The sequence below is a fragment of the Micromonospora sp. URMC 107 genome (assembly GCF_051386315.1).
GTDB lineage: Bacteria > Actinomycetota > Actinomycetes > Mycobacteriales > Micromonosporaceae > Micromonospora.
Genome location: NZ_JBPQTK010000051.1, coordinates 1 through 22,058, shown reverse-complemented (window position 1 = coordinate 22,058; position 22,058 = coordinate 1). Strand labels below are relative to the sequence as shown.

The following is a 22,058-nucleotide window of genomic DNA, read 5'->3' as shown; positions in this document are numbered from 1 at the left end:
CATGAATGAGGGAACTGTCGTGGCGCCCACCGAGCGGGTGCTGGACCTGTTCCAGGGGGTCCGGCTCACCCCCACGCAGCGCCGCATCGCGCACTGCCTCGTACAGCACGCGCCGGCCGCGGCGTACCTGTCGGCGGCCGAGGTCGCCGAGCTGGCCGGGGTCAGCCAGCCGTCGGTCACCCGGTTCGCGGTCGCGCTCGGCCACGACGGCTACCCCGCGCTGCGCCGCCGGCTCCGCGAGCTGACCGCCGGCGCCCCCGGCGACGCCACCGCCGCCGGCAACGAGCTCCAGCAGGCGGTACGCGCCGAGATCGGCAACCTCGACCGCCTCGCCGGGCAGCTCGCCGACCGGGACCGGATCGCCGAGACCGGCAGGCTGCTGGCCGCCAGCCGCCCCCTGCCGGTGCTCGGCCTGCGCGCCGCCGCCCCGCTGGCCGCCTACTTCGCCTACTTCGCCGCCAAGGTGCACCCCGACGTGCGGGTGCTCGACGACGGCGGCAGCCTGCTCACCGACCGCCTCGAACAGGCCGCCGAGGCCGGGGCGGGCGCCCTGCTCGCCTTCGTCCTGCCCCGCTATCCCCGGGAGACCCTGGACGCGCTGCGCGAGGCCCGGGCCGCCGGCCTCACCGTGGTGGCCATCACCGACTCGCCGGTCAGCCCGGCCACCGAGCACGCCGACGTGGTGCTGCCCGCCGCGGTCGGCGCGCAACTCGTCTTCGACCTGCACACCGCGCCGATGACCCTGGCCATGGTCCTGCTCCAGGCCATCTGCGACGCCGCCCCGACCGACACCCAGCGTCGGCTGGAGGCCTTCGAGGCCTCCGCCGCCCGCCGACAGTTGTTCCTCGGATGACCCGGAGGAGAACCGAGATGACCCAGCCCGTCCGCGCCGCACGCGGCACCGAACGCACCGCCCGAGGGTGGCCCCAGGAGGCCGCGCTGCGGATGCTGATGAACAACCTCGACCCGGAGGTCGCCGAGCGCCCCGAGGACCTGGTGGTCTACGGCGGCACGGGGAAGGCGGCGCGGGACTGGCCGTCGTACCACGCGCTGGTCCGCACGCTGACCGACCTGCGCGACGACGAGACCATGCTGGTGCAGTCCGGCCGGCCGGTGGGCGTCATGCGCACCCACGAGTGGGCCCCCCGGGTGCTGCTGGCCAACTCCAACCTGGTGGGCGACTGGGCCACCTGGCCGGAGTTCCGCCGCCTCGAACAGCTCGGCCTGACCATGTACGGGCAGATGACCGCCGGCTCGTGGATCTACATCGGCACCCAGGGCATCCTCCAGGGCACCTACGAGACGTTCGCCGCCGTCGCCGCGAAGAGGTTCGACGGCACCCTCGCGGGGACGCTGACGCTGACCGCCGGCTGCGGCGGCATGGGCGGGGCGCAGCCCCTCGCGGTCACCATGAACGGCGGCGTCTGCCTGGTCGTCGACGTGGACCGCAGCCGGCTGGACCGGCGGGTGCACGACCGCTACCTCGACGAGGTCGCCGACTCCCTCGACGACGCCGTACGGCGGGTGCTGGCCGCGAAGCGGGACCGGCGGGCGCTGAGCGTCGGCGTGGTCGGCAACGCGGCCACGGTCTTCCCGGAGCTGCTGCGCCGGGGCGTCGACATCGACGTCGTCACCGACCAGACCAGCGCGCACGACCCGCTGTCGTACCTGCCGGAGGGGGTGGAGCTGGCCGACGCCCGGGACTACGCGACGGCGAAGCCGGTCGAGTTCACCGACCGGGCGCGGGCGTCGATGGCGAAGCACGTCGAGGCGATGGTCGGGTTCCTCGACGCCGGCGCGGAGGTCTTCGACTACGGCAACTCGATCCGGGGCGAGGCGAAGCTCGGCGGGTTCGAGCGGGCCTTCGACTTCCCCGGCTTCGTGCCCGCGTACATCCGGCCGTTGTTCTGCGAGGGCAAGGGCCCGTTCCGGTGGGCGGCGCTCTCCGGCGACCCGGCCGACATCGCCGCCACCGACCGGGCGATCCTGGACCTGTTCCCGGAGAACGAGTCGCTGGCCCGGTGGATCCGGATGGCCGGCGAGCGGGTCGCCTTCCAGGGCCTGCCGGCGCGGATCTGCTGGCTCGGCTACGGCGAGCGCGACAGGGCGGGGGTGCGGTTCAACGAGATGGTCGCCTCCGGCGAGCTCTCCGCGCCCGTGGTGATCGGCCGGGACCACCTGGACTGCGGCAGCGTGGCCAGCCCCTACCGGGAGACCGAGTCGATGGCCGACGGCTCCGACGCCGTGGCCGACTGGCCGCTGCTCAACGCGCTGGTCAACACCGCCAGCGGGGCGTCCTGGGTGTCGATCCACCACGGCGGCGGGGTCGGCATCGGCCGGTCCATCCACGCCGGGCAGGTCTGCGTGGCCGACGGCACCGCCCTGGCCGGGCAGAAGATCGAGCGGGTGCTCACCAACGACCCGGCGATGGGCGTCATCCGGCACGTCGACGCCGGCTACGACGCCGCCCGCGAGGTCGCGGAGGCCACTGGAGTGCGGGTGCCGATGGCGGAGGTGGGAAACCCGTGACGGACCTGGCCGGCCGGTTCCGGGCGCTGTGGGACGAGATCGCGCCTATCGGGCGGGACGAGGGCAGCGGCGGCTACCTGCGGTACGCGCTGACCGAGCCGGAACTGCGGCTGCGGGAGTGGTTCCGTGAGCAGGCCGACCGCCGGGGCATGCCGGTCACCGACGACGGCAACGGCAACCTGTTCGCCCGGTGGGGCGACCCGGCGGCCGGCGACGCGGTGCTGACGGGCAGCCACTTCGACTCGGTGCCGCACGGCGGGGCGTACGACGGGCCGCTCGGCATCGTCAGCGCGTTCCTCGCCGTCGACGAGCTGCGCGCGGCCGGTGTCGCGCCGGCCCGCCCCGTCGTGGTCGGCGCGTTCGTCGAGGAGGAGGGCGCGCGGTTCGGCGTACCGTGCCTGGGGTCGCGGCTGCTCGCCGGGGAGATCGCGGTGGAGCGCGCGGCCGGGCTGCGCGACGCCGCCGGAGTGAGCTTCGCCGAGGCGCTGGGCGGCCGGCCGGCGGGCGCCCGGCCCGAGCTGCTCGGCCGCTTCGCGGCCTTCGTCGAGCTGCACGTCGAGCAGGGCCGCGCGATGGTCGACGCCGGCGCGCCGGTCGGGGTGGCCAGCGCCATCTGGCCGCACGGCCGCTGGCGCTTCGAGTTCACCGGCGAGGGCAACCACGCCGGTACGACCCGGATGGCCGACCGCCGCGACCCCATGCTGACGTACGCCTTCACGGTGCTGGCGGCCAACAAGGAGGCGCGGCTGCGCGGCGCCCACGCCACCGTCGGCCGGGTGGCGGTGGAGCCGAACGCCACCAACGCGATCCCGTCGAAGGTGACCGGCTGGCTGGACGCCCGGGCCGCCGAGCCGGAGACCCTGGACGGGCTGGTCGACGCGGTGCGCGCGAAGGCCGCCGAACGGGCCCGCCGCGACGGTACGGAGGTGGCGCTGACCGAGGAGTCGGCCACCCCGCTGGTCGCCTTCGACGGCGGCCTGGCGGGCCGGCTCGCGACCCTGCTCGACGCCCCGGTGCTGCCCACCGGGGCCGGGCACGACGCCGGGGTGCTCGCCGCGCACGTGCCCACCGCGATGCTCTTCGTCCGCAACCCGACCGGGGTCTCGCACTCCCCCGCCGAGTCGGCGACCGACGCCGACTGCGCCGCCGGGGTCACCGCCCTGGCCCGGGTGCTGGAGGAACTGACATGCCGCTGACCGGCCGGCCGTCCGCTCGCACGTCTGCCTCGGTCGCCGGACGCGGCCCCGGCCCGACCCGTCCGGCGGGCCCTGTCGAGCTACTCACGCCGATGGGGCAGCCGTCCCATCCGGCCCACCCCGCAAGCGCTGTCGAACTGCCCGCACAAACGGGGCGGCGACCGGGACGGGTTGCTTCGTTGGGCACGGTGGCGCCGCCGACGGGGCGGGGCCACCGTGGCGCGCGGCGCTCGCCAGGGCAGTCGGCTTCGCTGGTCCCATGCACGGGGCAGCTCGACAGGGGGCGAACGAGATGACCGCGACCCGCTGGCTGGCCGAGTACGCCTGGCTGCCCGACCACGTCGAACCGACCGCCGACGTGCTGATCGAGACGGCCGACGGCCGGATCACGGGGGTGACCCCGCTGACGGCCGGGGGCAGGCCAGCCGCTGGCGTCGAGGTGCTCGCCGACGCCGTCCGGCTGCCCGGGCTGACCCTGCCCGGGCTCGCCAACGCCCACTCGCACGCGTTCCACCGGGCGCTGCGCGGGCGCACCCACGGCGGGCGCGGCGACTTCTGGACCTGGCGCGACCGGATGTACGCGGTGGCGCAGCGGCTCGACCCGGACTCGTACCTGGCCCTGGCCCGCGCCGTCTACGCCGAGATGGCGCTGGCCGGGATCACCTGCGTCGGCGAGTTCCACTACCTGCACCACGACCCGGACGGCACCCCGTACGCCGACCCGAACGCGATGGGCGCGGCACTGGTCGAGGCCGCCGCGCACGCCGGGATCCGGATCACCCTGTTGGACACCTGCTACCTGACCGCCACCGTCGACGGGGAGCCGCTCGCCGGACCGCAGCGGCGCTTCGGCGACGGCGACGCGCTGCGCTGGGCGGAACGGGCCGACGCGTTCCGGCCCGCCGGCGACCACGCCCGGGTCGGCGCGGCGATCCACTCGGTGCGCGCGGTGCCGGCGGGGCAGCTCGCCACCGTGGCCGGCTGGGCGGACCGGCGGGGCGCGCCCCTGCACGTGCACCTCTCCGAGCAGCCCGCCGAGAACGACGCCTGCCGGGCCACGCACGGCTGCACCCCGGCCCGGCTGCTCGCCGACCGGGGGGCGCTCGGCCCGAACACCACGGCCGTGCACGCCACCCACCTGACCGGCGGCGACCTCACCCTGCTCGGGGACGCCGGCACGGGCGTCTGCCTCTGCCCGACCACCGAGCGGGACCTGGCCGACGGGATCGGCCCGGCCCGGCGGATGGCCGACGTCGGCCTGCCGCTCAGCCTGGGCAGCGACAGCCACGCCGTGATCGACCTCTTCGAGGAGGCCCGCGCGGTGGAACTGGACGAGCGGCTGCGCACCCGCCGACGCGGCCACTTCAGCCCCGCCGAGCTGCGCGACGCGGCCACCGTGGGCGGCCACGCCGCGCTGGGCTGGCGCGACGCCGGGCGGATCGCCGTCGGGGCGCGGGCCGACCTGGTGACCGTACGGCTGGACAGCCCGCGCACGGCCGGCGTACCGCCGGTGGGGGTGTGGTTCGCGGCCGGCGCGCCCGACGTCACGCACGTCGTGGTGGACGGCCGGCCGGTGGTGCGCGACGGCCGGCACCTGACGGTCGACGTGCCGGCCGAGCTGGCCGTGGCGATCGGGGAGGTGACCTCGTGAGCAGTCTGCTGGTCGACGACATCGGCGAGCTGGTGACCAACGACGGCGGCGGCGAGGGCGGGCCGCTGGGCATCCGGCGCGACGCCGCCCTCCTGGTCGAGGAGGGGCGGGTGGCCTGGATCGGGCCGGCCCGCGACGCGCCGCCCGCCGACCGGCGCCTGGACGCCGGGGGCGCCGCCGTGCTCCCCGGCTTCGTGGACAGCCACGCCCACCTGGTCTTCGCCGGGGACCGGGCCGCCGAGTTCGCCGCCCGGATGGCCGGGCAGCCGTACACCGGCGGCGGCATCCGGACCACGGTCGGCGCGACCCGGGCGGCCACCGACGACGAGCTGCGGGCCACCGTGCGTCGGCTGCGCGGCGAGGCGCTGCGGCAGGGCACCACCACCATGGAGATCAAGAGCGGGTACGGCCTCACCGTCGCCGACGAGGCCCGCTCGCTGGCGATCGCCGCCGAGGTCAGCGACGAGACCACCTTCCTCGGCGCCCACGTGGTCCCCGCCGAGTACGCCGACCGCCCCGACGACTACGTGGGGCTGGTCTGCGGGCCGATGCTGGCCGCCGCCGCGCCGCACGCGCGCTGGATCGACGTCTTCTGCGAGCGGGGCGCGTTCGACGTCGACCACGCCCGCGCCATCCTCGCCTGCGGCCAGGCCGTCGGGCTGGGCGTGCGGCTGCACGCCAACCAGCTCGGCCCGGGGCCGGGCGTCCAGCTCGGCGTCGAGCTGGGCGCGGCGAGCGTCGACCACTGCACCCACCTGACCGACGCCGACGTCGACGCGCTGGCCTCGACCCGCGTCGACGGCGGGCACACCACCACCGTGGCGACCCTGCTGCCCGGCGCCGAGTTCTCCACCCGCTCGCCCTACCCGGACGCCCGCCGGCTGCTCGACGCCGGCGTCACCGTGGCGCTGGCGACCGACTGCAACCCCGGTTCGTCGTACACCTCGTCGATGCCGTTCTGCGTCGCGCTCGCCGTACGCGAGATGCGGATGACCCCGGCGGAGGCGGTCTGGGCCGCGACCGCCGGCGGCGCGCGGGCGCTGCGCCGCGACGACGTCGGGGTCATCCGGCCCGGGGCCCGGGCCGACCTGATGGTCCTCGACGCCCCGTCCCACCTGCACCTGGCCTACCGGCCGGGTGTGCCACTGATCCGCCAGGTCCTGCGCAACGGAGTCCCTCAATGACCGTGACCATTCTGCCCACCGGGGTCTCCCCCGCCGACGTGCTCGCCGTGGCGCGCGGCACCGCCAAGGTCGTCCTCGACCCGGCCACCGTGGACGCCATGACCGTCAGCCGGTCCATCGTCGACGGCATCGAAGCCGCCGGCCGGCCGGTCTACGGCGTCTCCACCGGCTTCGGCGCGCTGGCGAACACCTTCGTCGCGCCCGAGCGGCGGGCCGAGCTCCAGCACGCGCTGATCCGCTCGCACGCCGCCGGGGTGGGCGCGCCGATGCCGCGCGAGGTGGTCCGGGCCATGATGCTGCTGCGGGTCCGCTCGCTGGCGCTCGGCCGCTCCGGGGTCCGGCCCCTGGTCGCCGAGGCGCTGGTCGACCTGCTCAACCACGACGTGACGCCGTGGGTGCCGGAGCACGGCTCGCTGGGCGCCTCCGGCGACCTGGCGCCGCTGGCGCACTGCGCGCTGGTGCTGCTCGGCGAGGGCTGGGTGCTCGGCCCGGCCGGCGAGCGGCTGCCCGCGGCCGACGCGCTGCGCCGGGCCGGGCTGACGCCGGTCGAGCTGGCCGCCAAGGAGGGGCTGGCGCTGATCAACGGCACCGACGGCATGCTCGGCATGCTGCTGCTGGCGATCCACGACGCCGCGCACCTGTTCACGATGGCCGACGTCACCGCCGCCCTCGCCATCGAGGCGATGCTCGGCTCGGAGCGGCCGTTCCTGCCGGAGCTGCACGCCATCCGGCCGCACCCGGGGCAGTCGGCCTCGGCGGCGAACATCCACCGGCTGCTCCAGGACTCCCGGGTGATGGACTCGCACCGCGACGACCTCGCGCACGCGGTGCAGGACGCGTACTCGATGCGGTGCGCGCCGCAGGTCGCCGGGGCGGCCCGGGACACGCTCGACTTCGTCCGCACGGTGGCCGGCCGGGAGCTGGTCTCGGTGGTGGACAACCCGGTGGTGCTGCCCGACGGCCGCGTCGAGTCGACCGGGAACTTCCACGGCGCGCCGCTCGGTTTCGCCGCGGACTTCCTGGCCATCGCCGCCGCCGAGGTCGGCGCGATCGCCGAGCGCCGGGTCGACCGGCTGCTCGACGTCACCCGGTCCCGGGAGCTGCCGGCGTTCCTCTCCCCCGACGCCGGGGTCAACTCCGGGCTGATGATCGCCCAGTACACGGCGGCCGGGATCGTCGCGGAGAACCGCCGGCTCGCCGCGCCCGCGTCGGTGGACTCGCTGCCCACCAGCGGGATGCAGGAGGACCACGTCTCGATGGGCTGGGCGGCGGCCAAGAAGCTGCGCGCCGTGCTGGACAACCTGACCAGCATCCTCGCCGTCGAGCTGCTCGCCGGGGTACGCGGGCTCCAGCTGCGCGCCCCGCTCGACCCGTCCCCGGCCGGCCGGGCGGCCGTCGCGGCGCTCGGCGGGGTCGCCGGGGAACCCGGGCCGGACGTCTTCCTGGCCCCGCTGATGGAGGCCGCCCGGGCCGTGCTGGCCGGGCCCGACCTGCGCGCCGCCATCGAGCGCGAGATCGGCCCCCTCGGCTGACGGCCACCCCGGGCCACCGTTGCGGCGCGGTGGCCCGGGATGCCGCGCGGGCGGCCGAATCGCGTCGCCCGCGGCGGTCTCAGCCCGCCAGCACCGCCACGCCGACCAGCACGGGCACGGCGGCCACCGTCGACAGCAGGACCGAGTCGCGCGCCAGGACCGTGCCCCGGCCGTAGCGGATGGCGTACACGAAGACGTTCTGCGCCGTCGGCAGGGCGGCGGTGACCGTGCAGGCCAGCACGAGGCCGGCCGGCAGCCCCATCGCGAAGCGCGCGACGAGGTAGGCGACGGCGGGCTGGACCACCGTCTTGAGGACGACCGCGAGCCGGACGTCCCGTCCGGTGTCGCCGGAGCCGGGCCGCGGCGCGCCGTGCAGGGAGACGCCGTACGCGATCAGCGTGGCGGGGACCGCCATCGCCGCGACCAGTGCGATCGGCCGCAGGACCGGCTCCGGCGGCAGCCAGCCGGTCAGGCTGGCCGCGACGCCCAACGCGCACGCGATGGTGACCGGGTTGGTGAGCGGCTGGAGCAGCACCGTGCCGAGCGACGGTCTCCTGCGCGCCGTGGCCGCCTCCAGGAAGGCGAACGCGACCGGCGTCATGACGACCAGCTGGAACATCAGGACGGGCGCGACGAACGAGGCGTCCCCGAGGACGTAGACCGCGACCGGGATGCCGATGTTCGCCGCGTTGACGTACGACGAGGCCAGGGCGCCGATCGTCGCCTCCGCGACGGAGCGGCGCCAGCAGAGGCTCGCAACGGCGACGAACACCGACGCCACGGCGGTGGTGCTGACCACCGTCACGACGAGGGAGGACGAGACGACCGCGGGCACGTCGGCCCGCGACACCGTCTCGAACAGCAGCGCCGGGGTCGCCACGAAGAACGCGACGCGGGAGAGGACCGTGGCGGCCTCCGGCCCCAGCACCCCGCCGCGGCCGAGCGCGTAGCCGGCGGCGATGACGGTGACGATGACGGCGAAGCCCGTCAGCACCCCTCCCACCGGGGCGGGACCGTCAGCTCGCGGGCGGCAGCACCTTGGCGACGAGCTTGGCCAGCTCCCGCAGCGCCTTGCCCCGGTGGCTGACCGCGTCCTTCTCCTGCGGCGTCAGCTCGGCGTTGGTGCGGTCCTGCCCGTCGCCGAGGAAGATCGGGTCGTAGCCGAACCCGCCGTCGCCGCGCGGCACCCGGAGCAGGCGGCCGGTCTGCCTGCCGTCGACCAGGTGCTCCTTGCCGCCGGGCAGCACCAGGGCCACCGTGCAGACGAACGACGCGCCCCGGTGCTCGTCGGGGAGGTCCGCGATCTGGTCCAGCACCAGCCGCAGGTTGGCCTGGTCGTTGCCGTGCCGGCCGGCCCAGCGGGCGCTGAACACCCCCGGCATGCCGTTGAGCGCCTCGACGGCGAGCCCGGAGTCGTCGGCGATCGTCGGCAGGCCGGTGCGCCGGCAGCCCTCCCGCGCCTTGATCAGCGCGTTCTCGCCGAAGGTCAGGCCGCTCTCGGGCAGCTCCGGGTATTCCTCGACGTCGTCCAGCCCGATCAGGGCGACGCGGTGCGCGCCGAGCGCGCCGTCGAGGATCCGCTGGAGCTCGACGAGCTTCTTGCGGTTACGGGTGGCGAGCAGCACCTTGTTCATCAGAATCCACCTTTGTTCGCGACTGCGGGGCTCGCAGGCTCACTCCTCGCACTCACGGGAGGGAGAGCGCCTTCCGCTGGGCTTCGGCCAGTTCCACGCAGCCGGCGACGGCCAGGTCGAGCAGGGCGTCGAGCTGCTCGCGGGCGAACACGCCCGCCTCCCCGGTGCCCTGCACCTCGACGAACTCGCCGGCGCCGGTGCACACCACGTTCATGTCGACCTCGGCGGCCACGTCCTCGGTGTAGTCGAGGTCCAGCCGCGGCTCGCCGTCGATGATCCCGACGCTGATCGCGGCGACGGAGCGGTGCATCACCTTCTCCGGCTTGCCGACCAGCGACTTGCGCCCGGCCAGCCAGGTCACCGCGTCGTGCAGCGCCACGTACGCGCCGGTGATCGCGGCGGTGCGGGTGCCGCCGTCGGCCTGGAGCACGTCACAGTCGAGCACGATCGAGTTCTCGCCGAGGGCCTTCAGGTCGATGGACGCCCGCAGGCTCCGGCCGATCAGCCGGGAGATCTCGTGCGTACGGCCGCCGACGCGGCCCTTCACGCTCTCCCGGTCGGAGCGGGTGTTGGTGGCCCGCGGCAGCATCGCGTACTCGGCGGTGACCCAGCCGAGCCCGGAGCCCTTGCGCCAGCGGGGCACGCCCTCGGTCACGCTGGCGGTGCAGAGCACCCGGGTGCCGCCGAACTCCACGAGCACCGAGCCCTCGGGATGAGTGCTCCAGCCCCTGGTCAACGTCACAGGTCGGAGTTCGTCGGGTCGCCGCCCGTCAGGTCGTGCCATCCCTGCACCCTATGCGGTGCCGCGATCGGTTCGCCCCGGGGTGCCCCGCCCCGGGCGCCGGCCGGTCAGATCTCGTAGCTGGCGCCGGGCCGGACCACCTCGAGCGGCCCGTCGTAGGCGGCGCCGGCCGACTCCACGGTGTGCGCCTCGCTGCCCCAGGCTGCCACCAGGTGGGTGAGCAGCAGCCGGCCCACCCCCGCCTTGGTCGCCGCCTCGCCGGCCTCCCGGCCGGTCAGGTGCAGGTCCGGCGGGTTCTCCACGCCGTCGAGATAGCTCGCCTCGCAGAGGAACGTGTCGGCGTCCTGGGCCAGCCGCAGCAGCGCGTCGCAGGGCGCGGTGTCCGAGGAGTAGCAGAGCACCCGGCCGTCGTGCTCCAGCCGGACGCCGTACGTCTCGACGGGATGGTTCACCCGGTCGACGGTGACCGCGAAGGGGCCGATCGGGAAGGTGCCGGGTTCGAGGGCGTAGAACTGGTAGACGTCCTCGACCGTGCTGTCCTCCTGCCCGTACGCGGCGGCCAGCCGGTCCGGCGCGCCGGAGGGCGCGTAGACCGGCAGCGACGGGTAGGGCCCGTCGGGGGCGTAGCGGCGCACCACCACGTACGAGGCGGCGTCGAGGATGTGGTCGCAGTGCAGGTGGGTCAGGATGATGGCGTCCGGGGCGTGCAGCCCCGCGTAGCGCTGGAGGTTGGACAGCGACCCGGAGCCGAAGTCGACCAGCAGCCGGAAGCCGTCCGCCTCGACGAGGTAGGCCGAGCAGGGGGACTCGGGACCGGGGAAACTGCCCGCGCAGCCCAGGACGGTCAGTCGCATCGAGTTGTCTCACTATCACGATGCGTAGTTTCCGCGCCGACGGTCCCGCTGTGGATGATCTCTACCGACGCGTACGCCACGCAGGGCAGCCTACGCGCGCCCGCGCGGCGACAAGAGTCATCCACTGGAAGTTGTCATCAACGTGACACCCGCCCGGGCCCCGCCGCGCCGCCCACCCGGCGACCGTGACGAGACGGCGTCCGCCGGTAGCGCTGGGTGAACGGATCGGCCGCGACCGGAGGGCGGTGACGCGCGGCCGGGCCACCGACGCGGGTCGGTGGCCCGGCCGCTCGGCGTCACGCCCAGAGCTGGCCCTCCAGGGCTTCCTCCGCGTCGGCGAGGGTGCCGCCGTAGGCCCCGGTGGAGAGGTACTTCCAGCCGCCGTCGGCGACCACGAAGGCCACGTCGGCCCGCTGGCCGGCGCGGACCGCCTCGTGCGCCACCGCCAGGGCGGCGTGCAGGATCGCGCCCGTGGAGAACCCGGCGAAGATGCCCTCCACCTCGACGAGCTGCCGGGTCCGCAGCACCGCGTCCCGGGTGCCGACGGAGAAGCGCCGGGACAGCACCGACGCGTCGTAGAGCTCGGGGACGTACCCCTCGTCGATGTTGCGCAGCCCGTAGACCAGCTCGCCGTAGCGCGGCTCGGCCGCGACGACCTGGATGCCGTCGACCTTCTCCCGCAGGTAGCGCCCGGTGCCCATCAGCGTCCCGGTGGTGCCGAGACCCGCCACGAAGTGCGTGATCGTGGGCAGGTCGTGCAGCAGCTCCGGGCCGGTGGTCTCGTAGTGCGCCCGGGCGTTCGCCTCGTTGCCGTACTGGAAGAGCATGACCCAGTCGGGGTGCTCGGCCGAGATCTGCTTGGCGGTGGCCACCGCCTGGTTGGAGCCGCCCGCCGCCGGCGAGAAGATGATCTCCGCGCCGTACATCCGGAGCAGCTGCACCCGCTCGGTCGAGACGTTCTCCGGCATCACGCAGACCAGCCGGTAGCCGCGCAGTTTGGCCACCATGGCCAGCGAGATGCCGGTGTTGCCGCTGGTCGGCTCGAGGATGGTGTCGCCCGGTCGGAGCCGGCCGGACTCCTCGGCCGCCCGGACCATGAACAGGGCCGCCCGGTCCTTGATGCTGCCGGTCGGGTTCCGGTCCTCCAGCTTCGCCCAGAGCCGCACCGACGGCGACCCGTCCGGCACCGTCGGGGAGAGCCGGGGCAGCCCCACCAGGGGCGTCCCCCCGCAGGCGTCGAGGAGGCTGTCGTACCGCGCCATGGCGACCGCCGCCGTCAGCGGACGGCGGCGGCCGGCCGCGCGGCGACGGCGGCGCCGTGCTGGGCGATCGCGGCGGCCGCGGCGAAGCCGAACGCGCCACCGGCGACGGCCGGCAGGATGGTCACGCTGTCGCCGTCGTTGAGCTTGGCGTCCAGCGCGCCGAGGAAGCGGACGTCCTCGTCGTTGACGTAGACGTTGACGAAGCGGTGCAGCGCGCCGGCGTCGGTGACCAGCCGGGCCCTCAGGCCGGCGTGCCGGGAGTCCAGGTCGGCGAGCAGGTCGCCCAGCGTGTCGCCGGCGCCCTCGACGACCTTCGCGCCGCCGGTGTAGCTGCGCAGGATGGTGGGGATGCGAACCTCGATGGCCATGATGTCGTGCTCCTCGATGATGGTCGGGCGTGCCGGAAGGTGACGGGACGTGGACGGGTGTGGCGGCGCTGGATCAGCGGCCGGAACACTCGTAGTCGACCGTCGCCGGGCTCTGCCCGAACATGTAGGACTGCACGGCGTGCGGGTCCACCCCCGCGTCCACGATCCGGACCGGCTCCTCGGTCACCACGCCGTCGACGATCCGGAAGGAGCGGATCTCCTCCGTGCCGGGGTCGCGGGTGGAGACCAGCAGGTAGTGCGCGCCGGGCTCCCCGGCGAAGGAGATGTCCGTGCGGGACGGGTAGGCCTCCGTGGCGGTGTGCGAGTGGTAGATGACGACGGGCTCCTCGTCCCGGTCGTCCATCTCACGCCACACCCGCAACTGCTCCATCGAGTCGAACTCGTAGAACGTCATGGAACGGGCCGCGTTGTCCATCGGGATGTGCCGGGTGGGGGTGTCGCTGCCGGCGGGGCCGGCGACCACGCCGCACGCCTCGTCGGGGTGGTCCCGACGGGCGTGGGCGACGATCGCGTCGACGATCGACCGGTCGATGCTCAGCACGTGCTCCAGCCTAACGCGTACCTGCCGCGACCTTAAGGTGTCGGCGGTCACGCCTAGTCGATCAAGGCGTTGAGCAGGGATTCCTGGAGATAGCCGAGGTACGCGTAGACCGACAGTTGGAACACCCGGCTGGAGGTCGGATCCTCGGCGACCGCGTCGTCGAGCTCCTCGCCGAGGTCGGTGCCGTCCTTGATCTCCAGCCGGACGCCCATCGCCAGCCGGGCGTCGTTGAGCGCCCGCAGCCACGCCTCGGCCGCCTCCGCGTCGAGACGCACCTCGCCGCCGGCCTCGTCGGGCAGCGAGGCGAGGATCGCGCCGGCCTGGTCGATCTTGGCGGTCTTGAGGTCGCCCTCGGTGTAGCGGCGGAACTCGGCCGTGCCGGACGGGTCCTCCGGGTAGACCTCGGGGAAGAGCCGGCCCACCACCGGGTCGGTGTGGTCGAAGCCGTCGGTGAGCAGCCCGACCACCTCGGAGGCCACCTTCCGCAGCACCCGCACCTCGTCGACGGCGAAGGTGGCGACGTAGCGGTCGCCCTGGCGACGGAACATGCTCACGACCGGTCCACCGTCGCCCACAGCCCGTACGCGTGCAACTGCGACGCGTCGTGCTCCATCCGTTCCCGGGCGCCGCTGGAGACCACGGCGCGGCCCTTGTGGTGCACGTCGAGCATGAGCTGTTCCGCCTTCTCCCGGCTGTAGCCGAAGAGCTTCTGAAAGACCCAGGTCACGTACGTCATGAGGTTGACCGGGTCGTCCCACACGATCGTGACCCACGGTCGGTCGGACGCCGGCACCTCGTCGGTGTCCGGCGTCTCGACAGGTGCAACCTGTGGAGCGGCCATGCCCCCCATCGTGCCACCGGATTCGGCGAACCGAGGAACCGGAACGCCGGCCCGGCGCGGATCGCCGCGTCCGGGCTGGTCAGGGGCGTCCGCGGCACCGAGCGACCGCGGCGCGGGGCCGACGCCGCGAGCGGCCCGACCGCCCTCAGGCGAGCAGGATGCCGTGGTCGACAGCATCGGAGAGCACCCCGTCCAGCGAGAGGCGGACCACCTCGAACCGCCGGGACACCTCCCGGGACAGCTCCAGTTCGACCTCGCGCAGCGCGCGCTGCGCCCAGGCCCGGGCGGCGTTGGGGTCGTGGTTGCCGGGGCTGCGCCAGTGCTGCCAGCAGCCGCCCGAGAGGGCCACGGCCACCGGCGGGAGCACCTCCACGCGCTCGACGCCCGGGTAGCTCGCCAGCGCGTCGGTCGCGCCGGTGCCGGTCAGCCCCGCCACGCCGCCGGTGCTGGTGACCAGCAGCACGCGGTCCAGTTCGTGCTCGCCCCGGTGGTCCGTCAGGCCCCAGCGCACCGGGGCGTGGAGGCGCCGGCGGACGCCCACCGGCAGCGGCGTGCCGAAGACCCGGCCGGCGGCCTCCTCGAAGAGCCCGCGCACCGCCTCGTCGCACTGCGCGGTGGCCAGCAGCGACAGCGCCTCCATCTCCCGGTCGAGCAGCTGCGGCAGGCCGGCGCAGCCGACCCCGAAGACGATCTCCTGCACCACCCGGAGGTGGATGTTCGCCAACTCCAGGGCGAGGTGTTGGCGGATGCGCCGGGCGGAGGAGCGGGCCTGCCGGTCGAGCTGCTCCGACCAGTCGCCCGGGTCGGCCAGCACCGGCACCCGGCCCTGCGACCCGGGCAGCACCGGCGGCTCGGCGCTCGCCCGCCGCAGCCCCTCGTCGGCGGCCCAGCCGACCAGGGCCCGGCGCAGGTCCGCCCCGTCACCCGCGGCGTCGAGCGGGAACCAGCGGGCGTCGGCGAGCGCGGGCACGGCGGCCAGCAGGGCCGCCCGGTGCGCCTCGACGGTGACCGCGACCGGGTCCACCGGTGCGGAGGGCGACCCGACGGACGCTCCCGTGCCCTCCGTCGTCGGCGCGCCCTCCGGCACCGGGGCCCAGCCGCCCGCGCCGGGGGTGACCGCGAAGACGACCTCGACGCCGGCGCGGGCCAGGTCGGCGAGCAGGTGGAGCTCGACGGCGGTGAAGGCCTGGTCGGCGGCGATCACGAAGAGCACCGCCCCGGCCCGGCCGGCGGCGTCGAGCAGCAGCTGGCCGCCGGCCACGCCGAGGGCGTCGGTGTCCGGCGTGTCGACGAGGCTGAAGTGGCGCAGCAGGGGCTCGGGCAGGCTCAGCTCGACCCGGCGCGGCGGGCGCGCGAGCGCCGGCCCGGCGGCCAGCCGGTCGGCGCCGTAGGAGTGGGGCTGGCGGTAACCGGGCACGTAGGCGGCCCGCGTCGGCACCCGGGAGTGGCCCACCACGAGCCAACTGCCGGCGGGCACGGCGAGCATGGCGGGATCGAGCTGGAGCAGGCGGGCGAGCACCTCGGAGCGCCCCGCTCCGGCCGGACCGACGCCGAGCACGGCCAGCGGCTCCTCCGGGCGGGGCTCGGTCACCCCCAGCCTGACGGGCAGCCGCCCCCGGCGGGGCAGCTCCGCGGCGGCGGCCGTGCCGTCGGGCACCTCGACGGCGGGGAGAGGGCCGGGCTTCATCGAAAGCGGCCTCCCGTGGCAGGCGACCGGCAGCGGCCGGCCGCGTGGAATCATCCGGGTCGCACCCCCGAATGCCGGAAGAGTACGGGCGGTCGGGGCCCCGAACCGAACACTTCGAATACTCAGGGGTAACTACGAGACTACTCAACTTCGGTGCGTGACGATGTGCACGCGGACGGATTCCGGTCGATATGCTGCCCCGATGAGTCGGTGGGGTTTCGTCGGCCGAACGGATGAGCTCAACCGTCTGCTGTCGGCGGTGACCAGCGCGGAGGGGCGGGGCCTCTTCTTCAGCGGCAACGCGGGCATCGGCAAGAGCCGGCTGCTGCGCGAGGGAGTGGCGGCCCTCCCCCGCGACGGGTACGCCGTCTGGTCGATCGCGGCCAGCGCCACCACCGCCGCGCTCCCCTTCGGCGGTCTCGTCCAGGTGCTCCCGACCGAGCAGCCGCAGGGCCTCTCCCCCGCCGGCATCCTGCGCTGGGCGGTGGACGTGCTGCAACAGCAGGCGGCCGGCCGCCGGATCGTGCTCGCGGTCGACGATGCGCACCTGCTCGACCCGCCCTCGGCGGCGCTGGTGCACCTGGTCGCCAGGGCCGACAACGCCACGGTCATCGGCACGTCGCGCGACGGCGAGCAGCTCCCGCTGCCGATCCGGGCCCTGTGGACCGACGGTCTGGTCGACCACGTCGAGCTGAAGCCGCTGCCGCCGGCCGAGACCACGCGCCTGCTCTCCGAGATCCTGAACGGACCGGTCGACGCCACCTCCGCCGACCGGCTCGGCCGGCTCTCCGAGGGCAACCCGCTGCTGCTGCGGGAGCTGGTGTTCGCCGCCGACCGCGGGGAGCTGACCCGCACGTACGGGATCTGGAAGTGGACCGGCCGGCTGGAGCTGGCCCCCAACCTGACCGACCTGATCGACATCCGGATCGGCCAGCTCACCTCGGGCGTACGCGGGGTGGTGGAGCTGGTCGCCTTCGGCGAACCGCTCGGCCTGCACCTGCTCAACCAGGCCGCCGACCCGGTGGACGTGGAGACCGCCGAGGAGCGCGGGCTGATCGCCGTGGAACACGACGACCGGCGGGCGAACGTGCGGCTGGCCCACCCGCTCTACGGCGAGGTGATGCGCCGCCGCTGCCCCGTGAGCCGGACGCGGCGGTTGCAGGCCCGCCTCGCCGAGTTGCTGGAGCTGGTCGGCAAGCGACGCCGCGACGACCTGCTCCGGGTGGCCGTCTGGCGGCTCGACTCGGGCACCGCGCAGGACCCGGCCCTGCTGCTCGACGCGGCCGGGCAGGCGTTCGCCCGCTACGACGTACCGCTGGCGACCCGGCTGGCCCGCGCGGCGCTCGACGCGGGCGGCGGCTTCGACGCGGCGGAGCTGCTGGCCACCATCCTGATGTTCGCCGACCGGCCGGACGAGGCGATCGAGGTGCTCGACGCGGTCGCCGCCGACATCGAGGGCGAGCGGCGGCTGAGCCGCTGGCTGACGGTGCGGGGCATGGTCAGCTACTGGGGCCTGAGCCGGCAGTCCACGGTGGAGGAGATCGCGGCCCGCGGGTCGACCCTGCGGGATTCCGCCGACCAGGCGAGGGTGCTGGCCTTCGAGGGCATCATGCGGCTGCACCGGCTGGACACCGGCATCGCGTTGCGGCTCGGGCAGACGGTGCTGGACCGGCCGGCCGCGAGCGTCGCCGCCCGGGAGCTGGCCCGCAGCACGATCGCCCACCTGCAGGCGGCGCAGGGGCAACTGCACCGCAGCGCCACCGCGATCCACCAGGTGCAGGCCGAGGCGGGCCGGTGGCGGGCGGACATGCCGTACCTGCAACTGGCCCTGGAGCTGGCCCGCGGCACCCGGCTGGCGCTCGCGGGCGACCTGGCCGGCATCGACGCGATCGTGGCCGACGAGTTCGCCGACCTGGCCGGCGCCGGGGACTTCCGGCTCGGCACCGGCTACCTGGCCATCCTCCAGGCGTACGCGGCCCGGCTGCGCGGCCAGAGCGACGCGGCGCTGCGGACCAGCCTCGGCGCCTGCGCGGTGCTCGCCACCAGCCGAGTCTACGCGGGACTGGCCCAGGCAGAACGGGCCCAGGCGGCGGCGCTGCGGGGCGACGCCGCGCAGGCGGCGGAGGCGATGGCGGAGGCCGACCGCACCCACGCCCCCGGCATGGTCGTGCTGTACCCGTGGCTGGAGCAGGCCCGGGGCGCGGTGCTCGCCGCCGGCGGCGACGTGTCCGGCGCCGTCAAGCACCTGACCGGGCTGGCCGACCGGCTGCGCGCGGACGGCTTCGCCGGCCACGAGGTGCACGTGCTGCACGACCTGGTCCGGCTGGACCAGGCGACCGCGCCGCTCGGCCCGACCTGCTCCGACGGCAGCCGGCGCACCGTCGCGCAGCGGCTCGCCGAGCTTTCCGAACGCGTCGACGGGGTGCTGCCGCCGCTGCTCGCCCGGCACGCCCGGGCCGCCGCGGGCGGCTCCGCCGACGAGCTGCTGGCGGTCGCCGACGGCTTCGACGCGCTGGACCTGGCCGTCTACGCGGCGGAGGCCACCGCCACCGCCCTGGACCGGCTGCGCCGGCAGCGGTCCCCGGCGGCGGCCGCGGCCCGGGAGCGCCTCGCCGCCCTGCTCGGCCGCTGCGACCTGATCCGCACTCCGGCGTTGCAGGCGGGCTCCCCGGCGCTGAGCGAACGCGAGTGGCAGGTGGCCCGGCTCGCCGCCGACGGCGTCACCAGCCGGGCCATCGCCGAGCGGCTCTACCTCTCCGCCCGCACCGTCGAGAACCACCTCCAGCGGATCTACGGCAAGCTCGGGGTCGCCGGCCGGGCGGAGCTGCGGGCCGCCCTACAGGCGATCCCGGGCCACGACGGCGGCGAGAACGGGTGAACCCTAGGCTGGGGCGGTGAGCACCCTTCGCCCCGCGCTGCTGACCGACCACTACGAGCTGACCATGGTCAGTGCCGCCCTGCGCGACGGCACCGCCGACCGCCGCTGCGTCTTCGAGGTGTTCAGCCGCCGGCTGCCCACCGGTCGCCGCTACGGCGTGGTCGCCGGCACCGGCCGGCTGATCGAGCTGATCCGCGACTTCCGTTTCGACGCCGACGAGATCGACTTCCTGCGGCGCACCGGGGTGGTCGAGGAGCAGGCCGCCGCCTGGCTGCGCGACTACCGCTTCACCGGCGACGTCGAGGGCTACGCCGAGGGCGAGCTGTTCTTCCCCAACTCGCCGATCCTCACCGTCTCGGGCGGCTTCGCCGAGTGCGTGGTGCTGGAGACGCTCGTGCTCTCGGTGCTCAACCACGACAGCGCCGTCGCGGCCGCCGCCGCGCGGATGGTCACCGCGGCCCGCGGGCGGGCCCTGATCGAGATGGGCTCCCGGCGCGCCCACGAGGAGGCGGCGGTGGCCGCGGCGCGGGCCGCGTACCTGGCCGGGTTCCGGTTCACCTCGAACCTCGCCGCCGGGCGGCGCTACGGCATCCCGACCGCCGGCACGGCCGCGCACGCGTTCACCCTGCTGCACACCGACGAGCGGGCCGCGTTCGCCTCGCAGGTCGCCACGCTGGGCAAGGACACCACGCTGCTGGTCGACACGTACGACATCAGCCAGGGCATCCGCAACGCCATCGCGGTGGCCGGGCCGGACCTGCGGGCGGTGCGGATCGACTCGGGCGACCTGGCGGTGATCGCCCAGCAGTCCCGCGAGCTGCTCGACTCGCTGGGCGCCACCGAAACCAAGATCATCGTCTCCGGCGACCTCGACGAGCACGCCATCGCCTCGCTGGCCGCCGAGCCGGTCGACATGTACGGCGCGGGCACCGCCGTGGTCACCGGCTCCGGCGCCCCCACCGCCGGGCTGGTCTACAAGCTCGTCGAGGTCGAGGGCCGCCCGGTGGTCAAGCGCTCCGAGCACAAGGCCACCATCGGCGGCCGGAAGGTCGCCGTACGCCGGCACAAGCCGACCGGCACCGCCACCGAGGAGATCGTGGTGCCGCAGGGCGTGCCCGACCCGCGGCCCAACGACCGGCTGCTCCAGCACACGTTCCTGGCCGGCGGCGAGCCGGTCGAGCGGCCGAGCCTGGACGAGTCGCGGGAGCACCTGCGGCAGTGCCTGATCTCCATCCCCTGGGAGGGGCTGAAGCTCTCCGCCGGCGACCCGGCCATCCCGGTCACGGTCGTCCCGGCCGACTGAAAGGAGCACCAGGTGAGCAACGCGCTGATCGTCGTGGACGTGCAGAACGACTTCTGCGAGGGCGGCTCGCTGGCCGTGGGCGGCGGGGCCGGCGTGGCGGCCGGGGTCACCCGGCTGCTCGCCGCCGAGCCGGACCGTTGGGACCACGTCGTCGCGACGAAGGACTACCACGTCGACCCGGGCGCCCACTTCGGCGACCCGCCGGACTTCGTGGACTCCTGGCCGCGGCACTGCGTGGTGGGCACCCCGGGCTCGGAGTTCCACCCCGACCTGGCCACCGACCGGATCGAGGCGATCTTCCACAAGGGCGAGCACGCGGCCGCGTACTCCGGCTTCGAGGGGCACGCCGACGACGGCGAGTGCCTGGCCGACTGGCTGCGCCGGCACGGGGTGGACCGGGTCGACGTCGTCGGGATCGCCACCGACCACTGCGTACGGGCGACCGCCCTGGACGCCGCCCGCGAGGGCTTCGCCACGACGGTGCTGCTGGACCTGACCGCCGGGGTCGCCCCGGGCACCACCGACGTGGCGCTGCGCGCCCTGGAGGGCGCCGGGGTCACCCTGCGCGGCAAGCCTGTGATCAGGGCCGCATGAGGCGGTAATTCGTTGGCGGGTGTCGTGCCTCCGGCCGAGGATGTCGGGCGGAGGTACGCACCGACATGAACATGAAGCCTTACCGGGAGGCGCTCGCCCTGCCCGGTCTCCGGTCGCTGCTGCTGGTGTCGGTGCTCGCCCGCGTCCCGCTCACCGCCACCGGGGTGACCCTGACGTTCTACGTCGTGCTCGACCTCGGGCGCGGTTACGGCGCGGCCGGGCTCGTCGGCGCGGCGATCACCGTGGGAGCCGCGATCGGCGGCCCGCTGCTCGGCCGCCTGGTCGACCGGCGCGGCCTGCGGCCGGTGCTCGTGCTGACCGGCGTCGCCGAGGCCGTCTTCTGGTCCACCGCGCCGATGCTGCCGTACGAGGTGCTGCTGCCCGCCGCGTTCCTGGCCGGCTCGCTCGCCCTGCCGATCTTCTCGGTGATCCGGCAGTCCATCGCCGCGCTGGTGCCGCCGGAGCGGCGCCGCCCCGCGTACGCGCTGGACTCCATGTCGGTGGAGCTGTCGTTCATGGTCGGTCCCGCGCTGGCCGTGGCGGCGGTCACCGCGATCTCCGCGCGGACCACGCTCTACCTGGTCGGTGCCGGCATCGTCGCCGCCGGCGTCGCGTTCTGGGTGCTCGACCCGCCCACCCGGGGCGGCGGCGAGCCCACCGGGCCGCAGCCGAGGGTGCCCCGCCGGTCGTGGCTCACCCCGCGCCTGCTCGCCGTGCTGGCGGTCAGCGCCGCCGGCACGCTGGTGCTCGGCGGCACCGACGTGGCCGTGGTCGCCGTGCTGCGGGAGAGCGGCGACGTCGGGTGGACGGGCGCCGTCCTGGCCGTCTGGGCGGTCGCCTCGCTGGTCGGCGGCTTCGCGTACGGGGCGGTCACCCGCTCCTTCTCGCCGCTGGCCCTGATGGCCGCGCTCAGCCTCTGCACCATCCCGGTCGGGCTGGGCGGGGCGCACTGGTGGCTGCTCTGCCTGGCGCTGATCCCCGCCGGGGCGCTCTGCGCGCCGACCATCGCGGCCACCTCGGACGCGGTCAGCCGGCTGGTCCCCGCCTCCGTACGCGGCGAGGCGATGGGCCTGCACGGCTCGGCGGTCACGGTCGGCATCGCGGTCGGCGCTCCCCTCGCGGGCGCCGTCATCGACGCCTCCGCGCCGGCCTGGGGCTTCGCGGTCACCGGGGCGGTCGGCGCGCTGGTGGCGCTGGCCCCGGGCGGCGGGTCAGGCGACGGGGGTCGGGACGAGTTCGGG

20 protein-coding genes are annotated in these 22,058 nt (G+C 75.2%); 10 read left to right on the top strand and 10 right to left on the bottom strand.

Annotated features, from left to right (window positions below):
• Window position 1 precedes the first annotated feature (1 nt).
• The 6 genes from ACSNN9_RS14350 to hutH all read left to right on the top strand — a co-directional run bounded on the left by ACSNN9_RS14350 (window position 2) and on the right by hutH (window position 8,092).
• Window positions 2-853 carry a MurR/RpiR family transcriptional regulator gene (locus ACSNN9_RS14350; RefSeq protein WP_436673553.1) on the top strand — a complete coding sequence of 284 codons (852 nt, stop codon included), beginning with the start codon at window positions 2-4 and terminating at the stop codon, window positions 851-853.
• 17 nt (window positions 854-870) lie between these two features.
• Window positions 871-2,529, top strand: a complete 1,659-nt coding sequence (gene hutU / locus ACSNN9_RS14345) for a urocanate hydratase (RefSeq protein WP_436673551.1) — start codon at window positions 871-873, stop codon at window positions 2,527-2,529.
• Window positions 2,526-3,725 carry an allantoate amidohydrolase gene (locus ACSNN9_RS14340; protein WP_436673550.1) on the top strand — a complete coding sequence of 400 codons (1,200 nt, stop codon included), beginning with the start codon at window positions 2,526-2,528 and terminating at the stop codon, window positions 3,723-3,725. The genes hutU and ACSNN9_RS14340 overlap by 4 nt, the downstream gene beginning before the upstream one ends.
• A 292-nt stretch (window positions 3,726-4,017) precedes the next feature.
• The gene (locus tag ACSNN9_RS14335) at window positions 4,018-5,376 is read left to right on the top strand and encodes a formimidoylglutamate deiminase (RefSeq protein WP_436673549.1); all 1,359 of its coding nucleotides are present in this window, start codon (window positions 4,018-4,020) and stop codon (window positions 5,374-5,376) included.
• Window positions 5,373-6,560: an imidazolonepropionase gene (gene hutI, locus ACSNN9_RS14330; protein ID WP_436673547.1), complete on the top strand. Its 1,188-nt coding sequence runs from the start codon at window positions 5,373-5,375 to the stop codon at window positions 6,558-6,560. The genes ACSNN9_RS14335 and hutI overlap by 4 nt, the downstream gene beginning before the upstream one ends.
• Window positions 6,557-8,092 (top strand): histidine ammonia-lyase, encoded by a 1,536-nt coding sequence (gene hutH / locus ACSNN9_RS14325; protein WP_436673545.1) that lies wholly within the window; start codon window positions 6,557-6,559, stop codon window positions 8,090-8,092. The genes hutI and hutH overlap by 4 nt, the downstream gene beginning before the upstream one ends.
• Window positions 8,093-8,171: 79 nt before the next feature.
• Here the strand turns inward: hutH and ACSNN9_RS14320 are convergent, their stop codons facing one another.
• The 10 genes from ACSNN9_RS14320 to ACSNN9_RS14275 form a co-directional block, all read right to left on the bottom strand.
• Window positions 8,172-9,095, bottom strand: coding sequence for an AEC family transporter (locus ACSNN9_RS14320; RefSeq protein ID WP_436673543.1), 924 nt, complete (start codon window positions 9,093-9,095; stop codon window positions 8,172-8,174).
• A gap of 13 nt (window positions 9,096-9,108) precedes the next feature.
• Window positions 9,109-9,726, bottom strand: coding sequence for an RdgB/HAM1 family non-canonical purine NTP pyrophosphatase (gene rdgB / locus ACSNN9_RS14315; RefSeq protein WP_436673541.1), 618 nt, complete (start codon window positions 9,724-9,726; stop codon window positions 9,109-9,111).
• 52 nt (window positions 9,727-9,778) lie between these two features.
• Window positions 9,779-10,510, bottom strand: a complete 732-nt coding sequence (rph, locus tag ACSNN9_RS14310; RefSeq protein WP_358087072.1) for a ribonuclease PH — start codon at window positions 10,508-10,510, stop codon at window positions 9,779-9,781.
• Between the two features lie 65 nt (window positions 10,511-10,575).
• Window positions 10,576-11,322 carry an MBL fold metallo-hydrolase gene (locus ACSNN9_RS14305; RefSeq protein WP_357868179.1) on the bottom strand — a complete coding sequence of 249 codons (747 nt, stop codon included), beginning with the start codon at window positions 11,320-11,322 and terminating at the stop codon, window positions 10,576-10,578.
• A 296-nt stretch (window positions 11,323-11,618) separates the two neighbouring features.
• Window positions 11,619-12,584 carry a PLP-dependent cysteine synthase family protein gene (locus tag ACSNN9_RS14300; protein WP_436673539.1) on the bottom strand — a complete coding sequence of 322 codons (966 nt, stop codon included), beginning with the start codon at window positions 12,582-12,584 and terminating at the stop codon, window positions 11,619-11,621.
• A gap of 14 nt (window positions 12,585-12,598) precedes the next feature.
• Window positions 12,599-12,952 carry a MoaD family protein gene (locus ACSNN9_RS14295; RefSeq protein ID WP_436673537.1) on the bottom strand — a complete coding sequence of 118 codons (354 nt, stop codon included), beginning with the start codon at window positions 12,950-12,952 and terminating at the stop codon, window positions 12,599-12,601.
• Between the two features lie 73 nt (window positions 12,953-13,025).
• Window positions 13,026-13,514 (bottom strand): M67 family metallopeptidase, encoded by a 489-nt coding sequence (locus ACSNN9_RS14290; protein ID WP_357868187.1) that lies wholly within the window; start codon window positions 13,512-13,514, stop codon window positions 13,026-13,028.
• 53 nt (window positions 13,515-13,567) lie between these two features.
• A complete protein-coding gene (locus ACSNN9_RS14285) occupies window positions 13,568-14,062 on the bottom strand; it encodes a DUF2017 domain-containing protein (RefSeq protein ID WP_357868318.1) in 495 nt (164 codons plus the stop codon).
• 2 nt (window positions 14,063-14,064) lie between these two features.
• Window positions 14,065-14,355, bottom strand: a complete 291-nt coding sequence (gene clpS / locus ACSNN9_RS14280) for an ATP-dependent Clp protease adapter ClpS (protein ID WP_089001780.1) — start codon at window positions 14,353-14,355, stop codon at window positions 14,065-14,067.
• Between the two features lie 145 nt (window positions 14,356-14,500).
• The gene (locus ACSNN9_RS14275; protein ID WP_436673534.1) at window positions 14,501-16,042 is read right to left on the bottom strand and encodes a hypothetical protein; all 1,542 of its coding nucleotides are present in this window, start codon (window positions 16,040-16,042) and stop codon (window positions 14,501-14,503) included.
• A gap of 202 nt (window positions 16,043-16,244) precedes the next feature.
• Here ACSNN9_RS14275 and ACSNN9_RS14270 point away from each other — a divergent pair, with 202 nt between their 5' ends.
• The 4 genes from ACSNN9_RS14270 to ACSNN9_RS14255 form a co-directional block, all read left to right on the top strand.
• The gene (locus ACSNN9_RS14270) at window positions 16,245-18,920 is read left to right on the top strand and encodes a LuxR C-terminal-related transcriptional regulator (RefSeq protein ID WP_436673533.1); all 2,676 of its coding nucleotides are present in this window, start codon (window positions 16,245-16,247) and stop codon (window positions 18,918-18,920) included.
• Between the two features lie 16 nt (window positions 18,921-18,936).
• Window positions 18,937-20,223 carry a nicotinate phosphoribosyltransferase gene (locus tag ACSNN9_RS14265; RefSeq protein ID WP_436673532.1) on the top strand — a complete coding sequence of 429 codons (1,287 nt, stop codon included), beginning with the start codon at window positions 18,937-18,939 and terminating at the stop codon, window positions 20,221-20,223.
• A 12-nt stretch (window positions 20,224-20,235) separates the two neighbouring features.
• Entirely contained in the window at window positions 20,236-20,817 is a 582-nt protein-coding gene (locus ACSNN9_RS14260; protein ID WP_436673530.1) for an isochorismatase family protein, read from the top strand.
• 65 nt (window positions 20,818-20,882) lie between these two features.
• Window positions 20,883-22,058: MFS transporter (locus ACSNN9_RS14255; RefSeq protein ID WP_436673529.1), on the top strand; the 1,176-nt coding region annotated here is incomplete at its 3' end.

What these genes read in the sequence shown, in the direction of transcription:
- ACSNN9_RS14350 (WP_436673553.1), top strand. Translation starts at nt 2, where the DNA reads ATGAATGAGGGAACTGTCGTGGCGCCCACCGAGCGGGTGCTGGACCTG.
- hutU (WP_436673551.1), top strand. Translation starts at nt 871, where the DNA reads ATGACCCAGCCCGTCCGCGCCGCACGCGGCACCGAACGCACCGCCCGA.
- ACSNN9_RS14335 (WP_436673549.1), top strand. Translation starts at nt 4,018, where the DNA reads ATGACCGCGACCCGCTGGCTGGCCGAGTACGCCTGGCTGCCCGACCAC.
- hutH (WP_436673545.1), top strand. Translation starts at nt 6,557, where the DNA reads ATGACCGTGACCATTCTGCCCACCGGGGTCTCCCCCGCCGACGTGCTC.
- rdgB (WP_436673541.1), bottom strand. Translation starts at nt 9,726, where the DNA reads ATGAACAAGGTGCTGCTCGCCACCCGTAACCGCAAGAAGCTCGTCGAG.
- rph (WP_358087072.1), bottom strand. Translation starts at nt 10,510, where the DNA reads ATGGCACGACCTGACGGGCGGCGACCCGACGAACTCCGACCTGTGACG.
- ACSNN9_RS14305 (WP_357868179.1), bottom strand. Translation starts at nt 11,322, where the DNA reads ATGCGACTGACCGTCCTGGGCTGCGCGGGCAGTTTCCCCGGTCCCGAG.
- ACSNN9_RS14300 (WP_436673539.1), bottom strand. Translation starts at nt 12,584, where the DNA reads ATGGCGCGGTACGACAGCCTCCTCGACGCCTGCGGGGGGACGCCCCTG.
- ACSNN9_RS14295 (WP_436673537.1), bottom strand. Translation starts at nt 12,952, where the DNA reads ATGGCCATCGAGGTTCGCATCCCCACCATCCTGCGCAGCTACACCGGC.
- ACSNN9_RS14285 (WP_357868318.1), bottom strand. Translation starts at nt 14,062, where the DNA reads ATGTTCCGTCGCCAGGGCGACCGCTACGTCGCCACCTTCGCCGTCGAC.
- clpS (WP_089001780.1), bottom strand. Translation starts at nt 14,355, where the DNA reads ATGGCCGCTCCACAGGTTGCACCTGTCGAGACGCCGGACACCGACGAG.
- ACSNN9_RS14275 (WP_436673534.1), bottom strand. Translation starts at nt 16,042, where the DNA reads ATGAAGCCCGGCCCTCTCCCCGCCGTCGAGGTGCCCGACGGCACGGCC.
- ACSNN9_RS14270 (WP_436673533.1), top strand. Translation starts at nt 16,245, where the DNA reads ATGAGTCGGTGGGGTTTCGTCGGCCGAACGGATGAGCTCAACCGTCTG.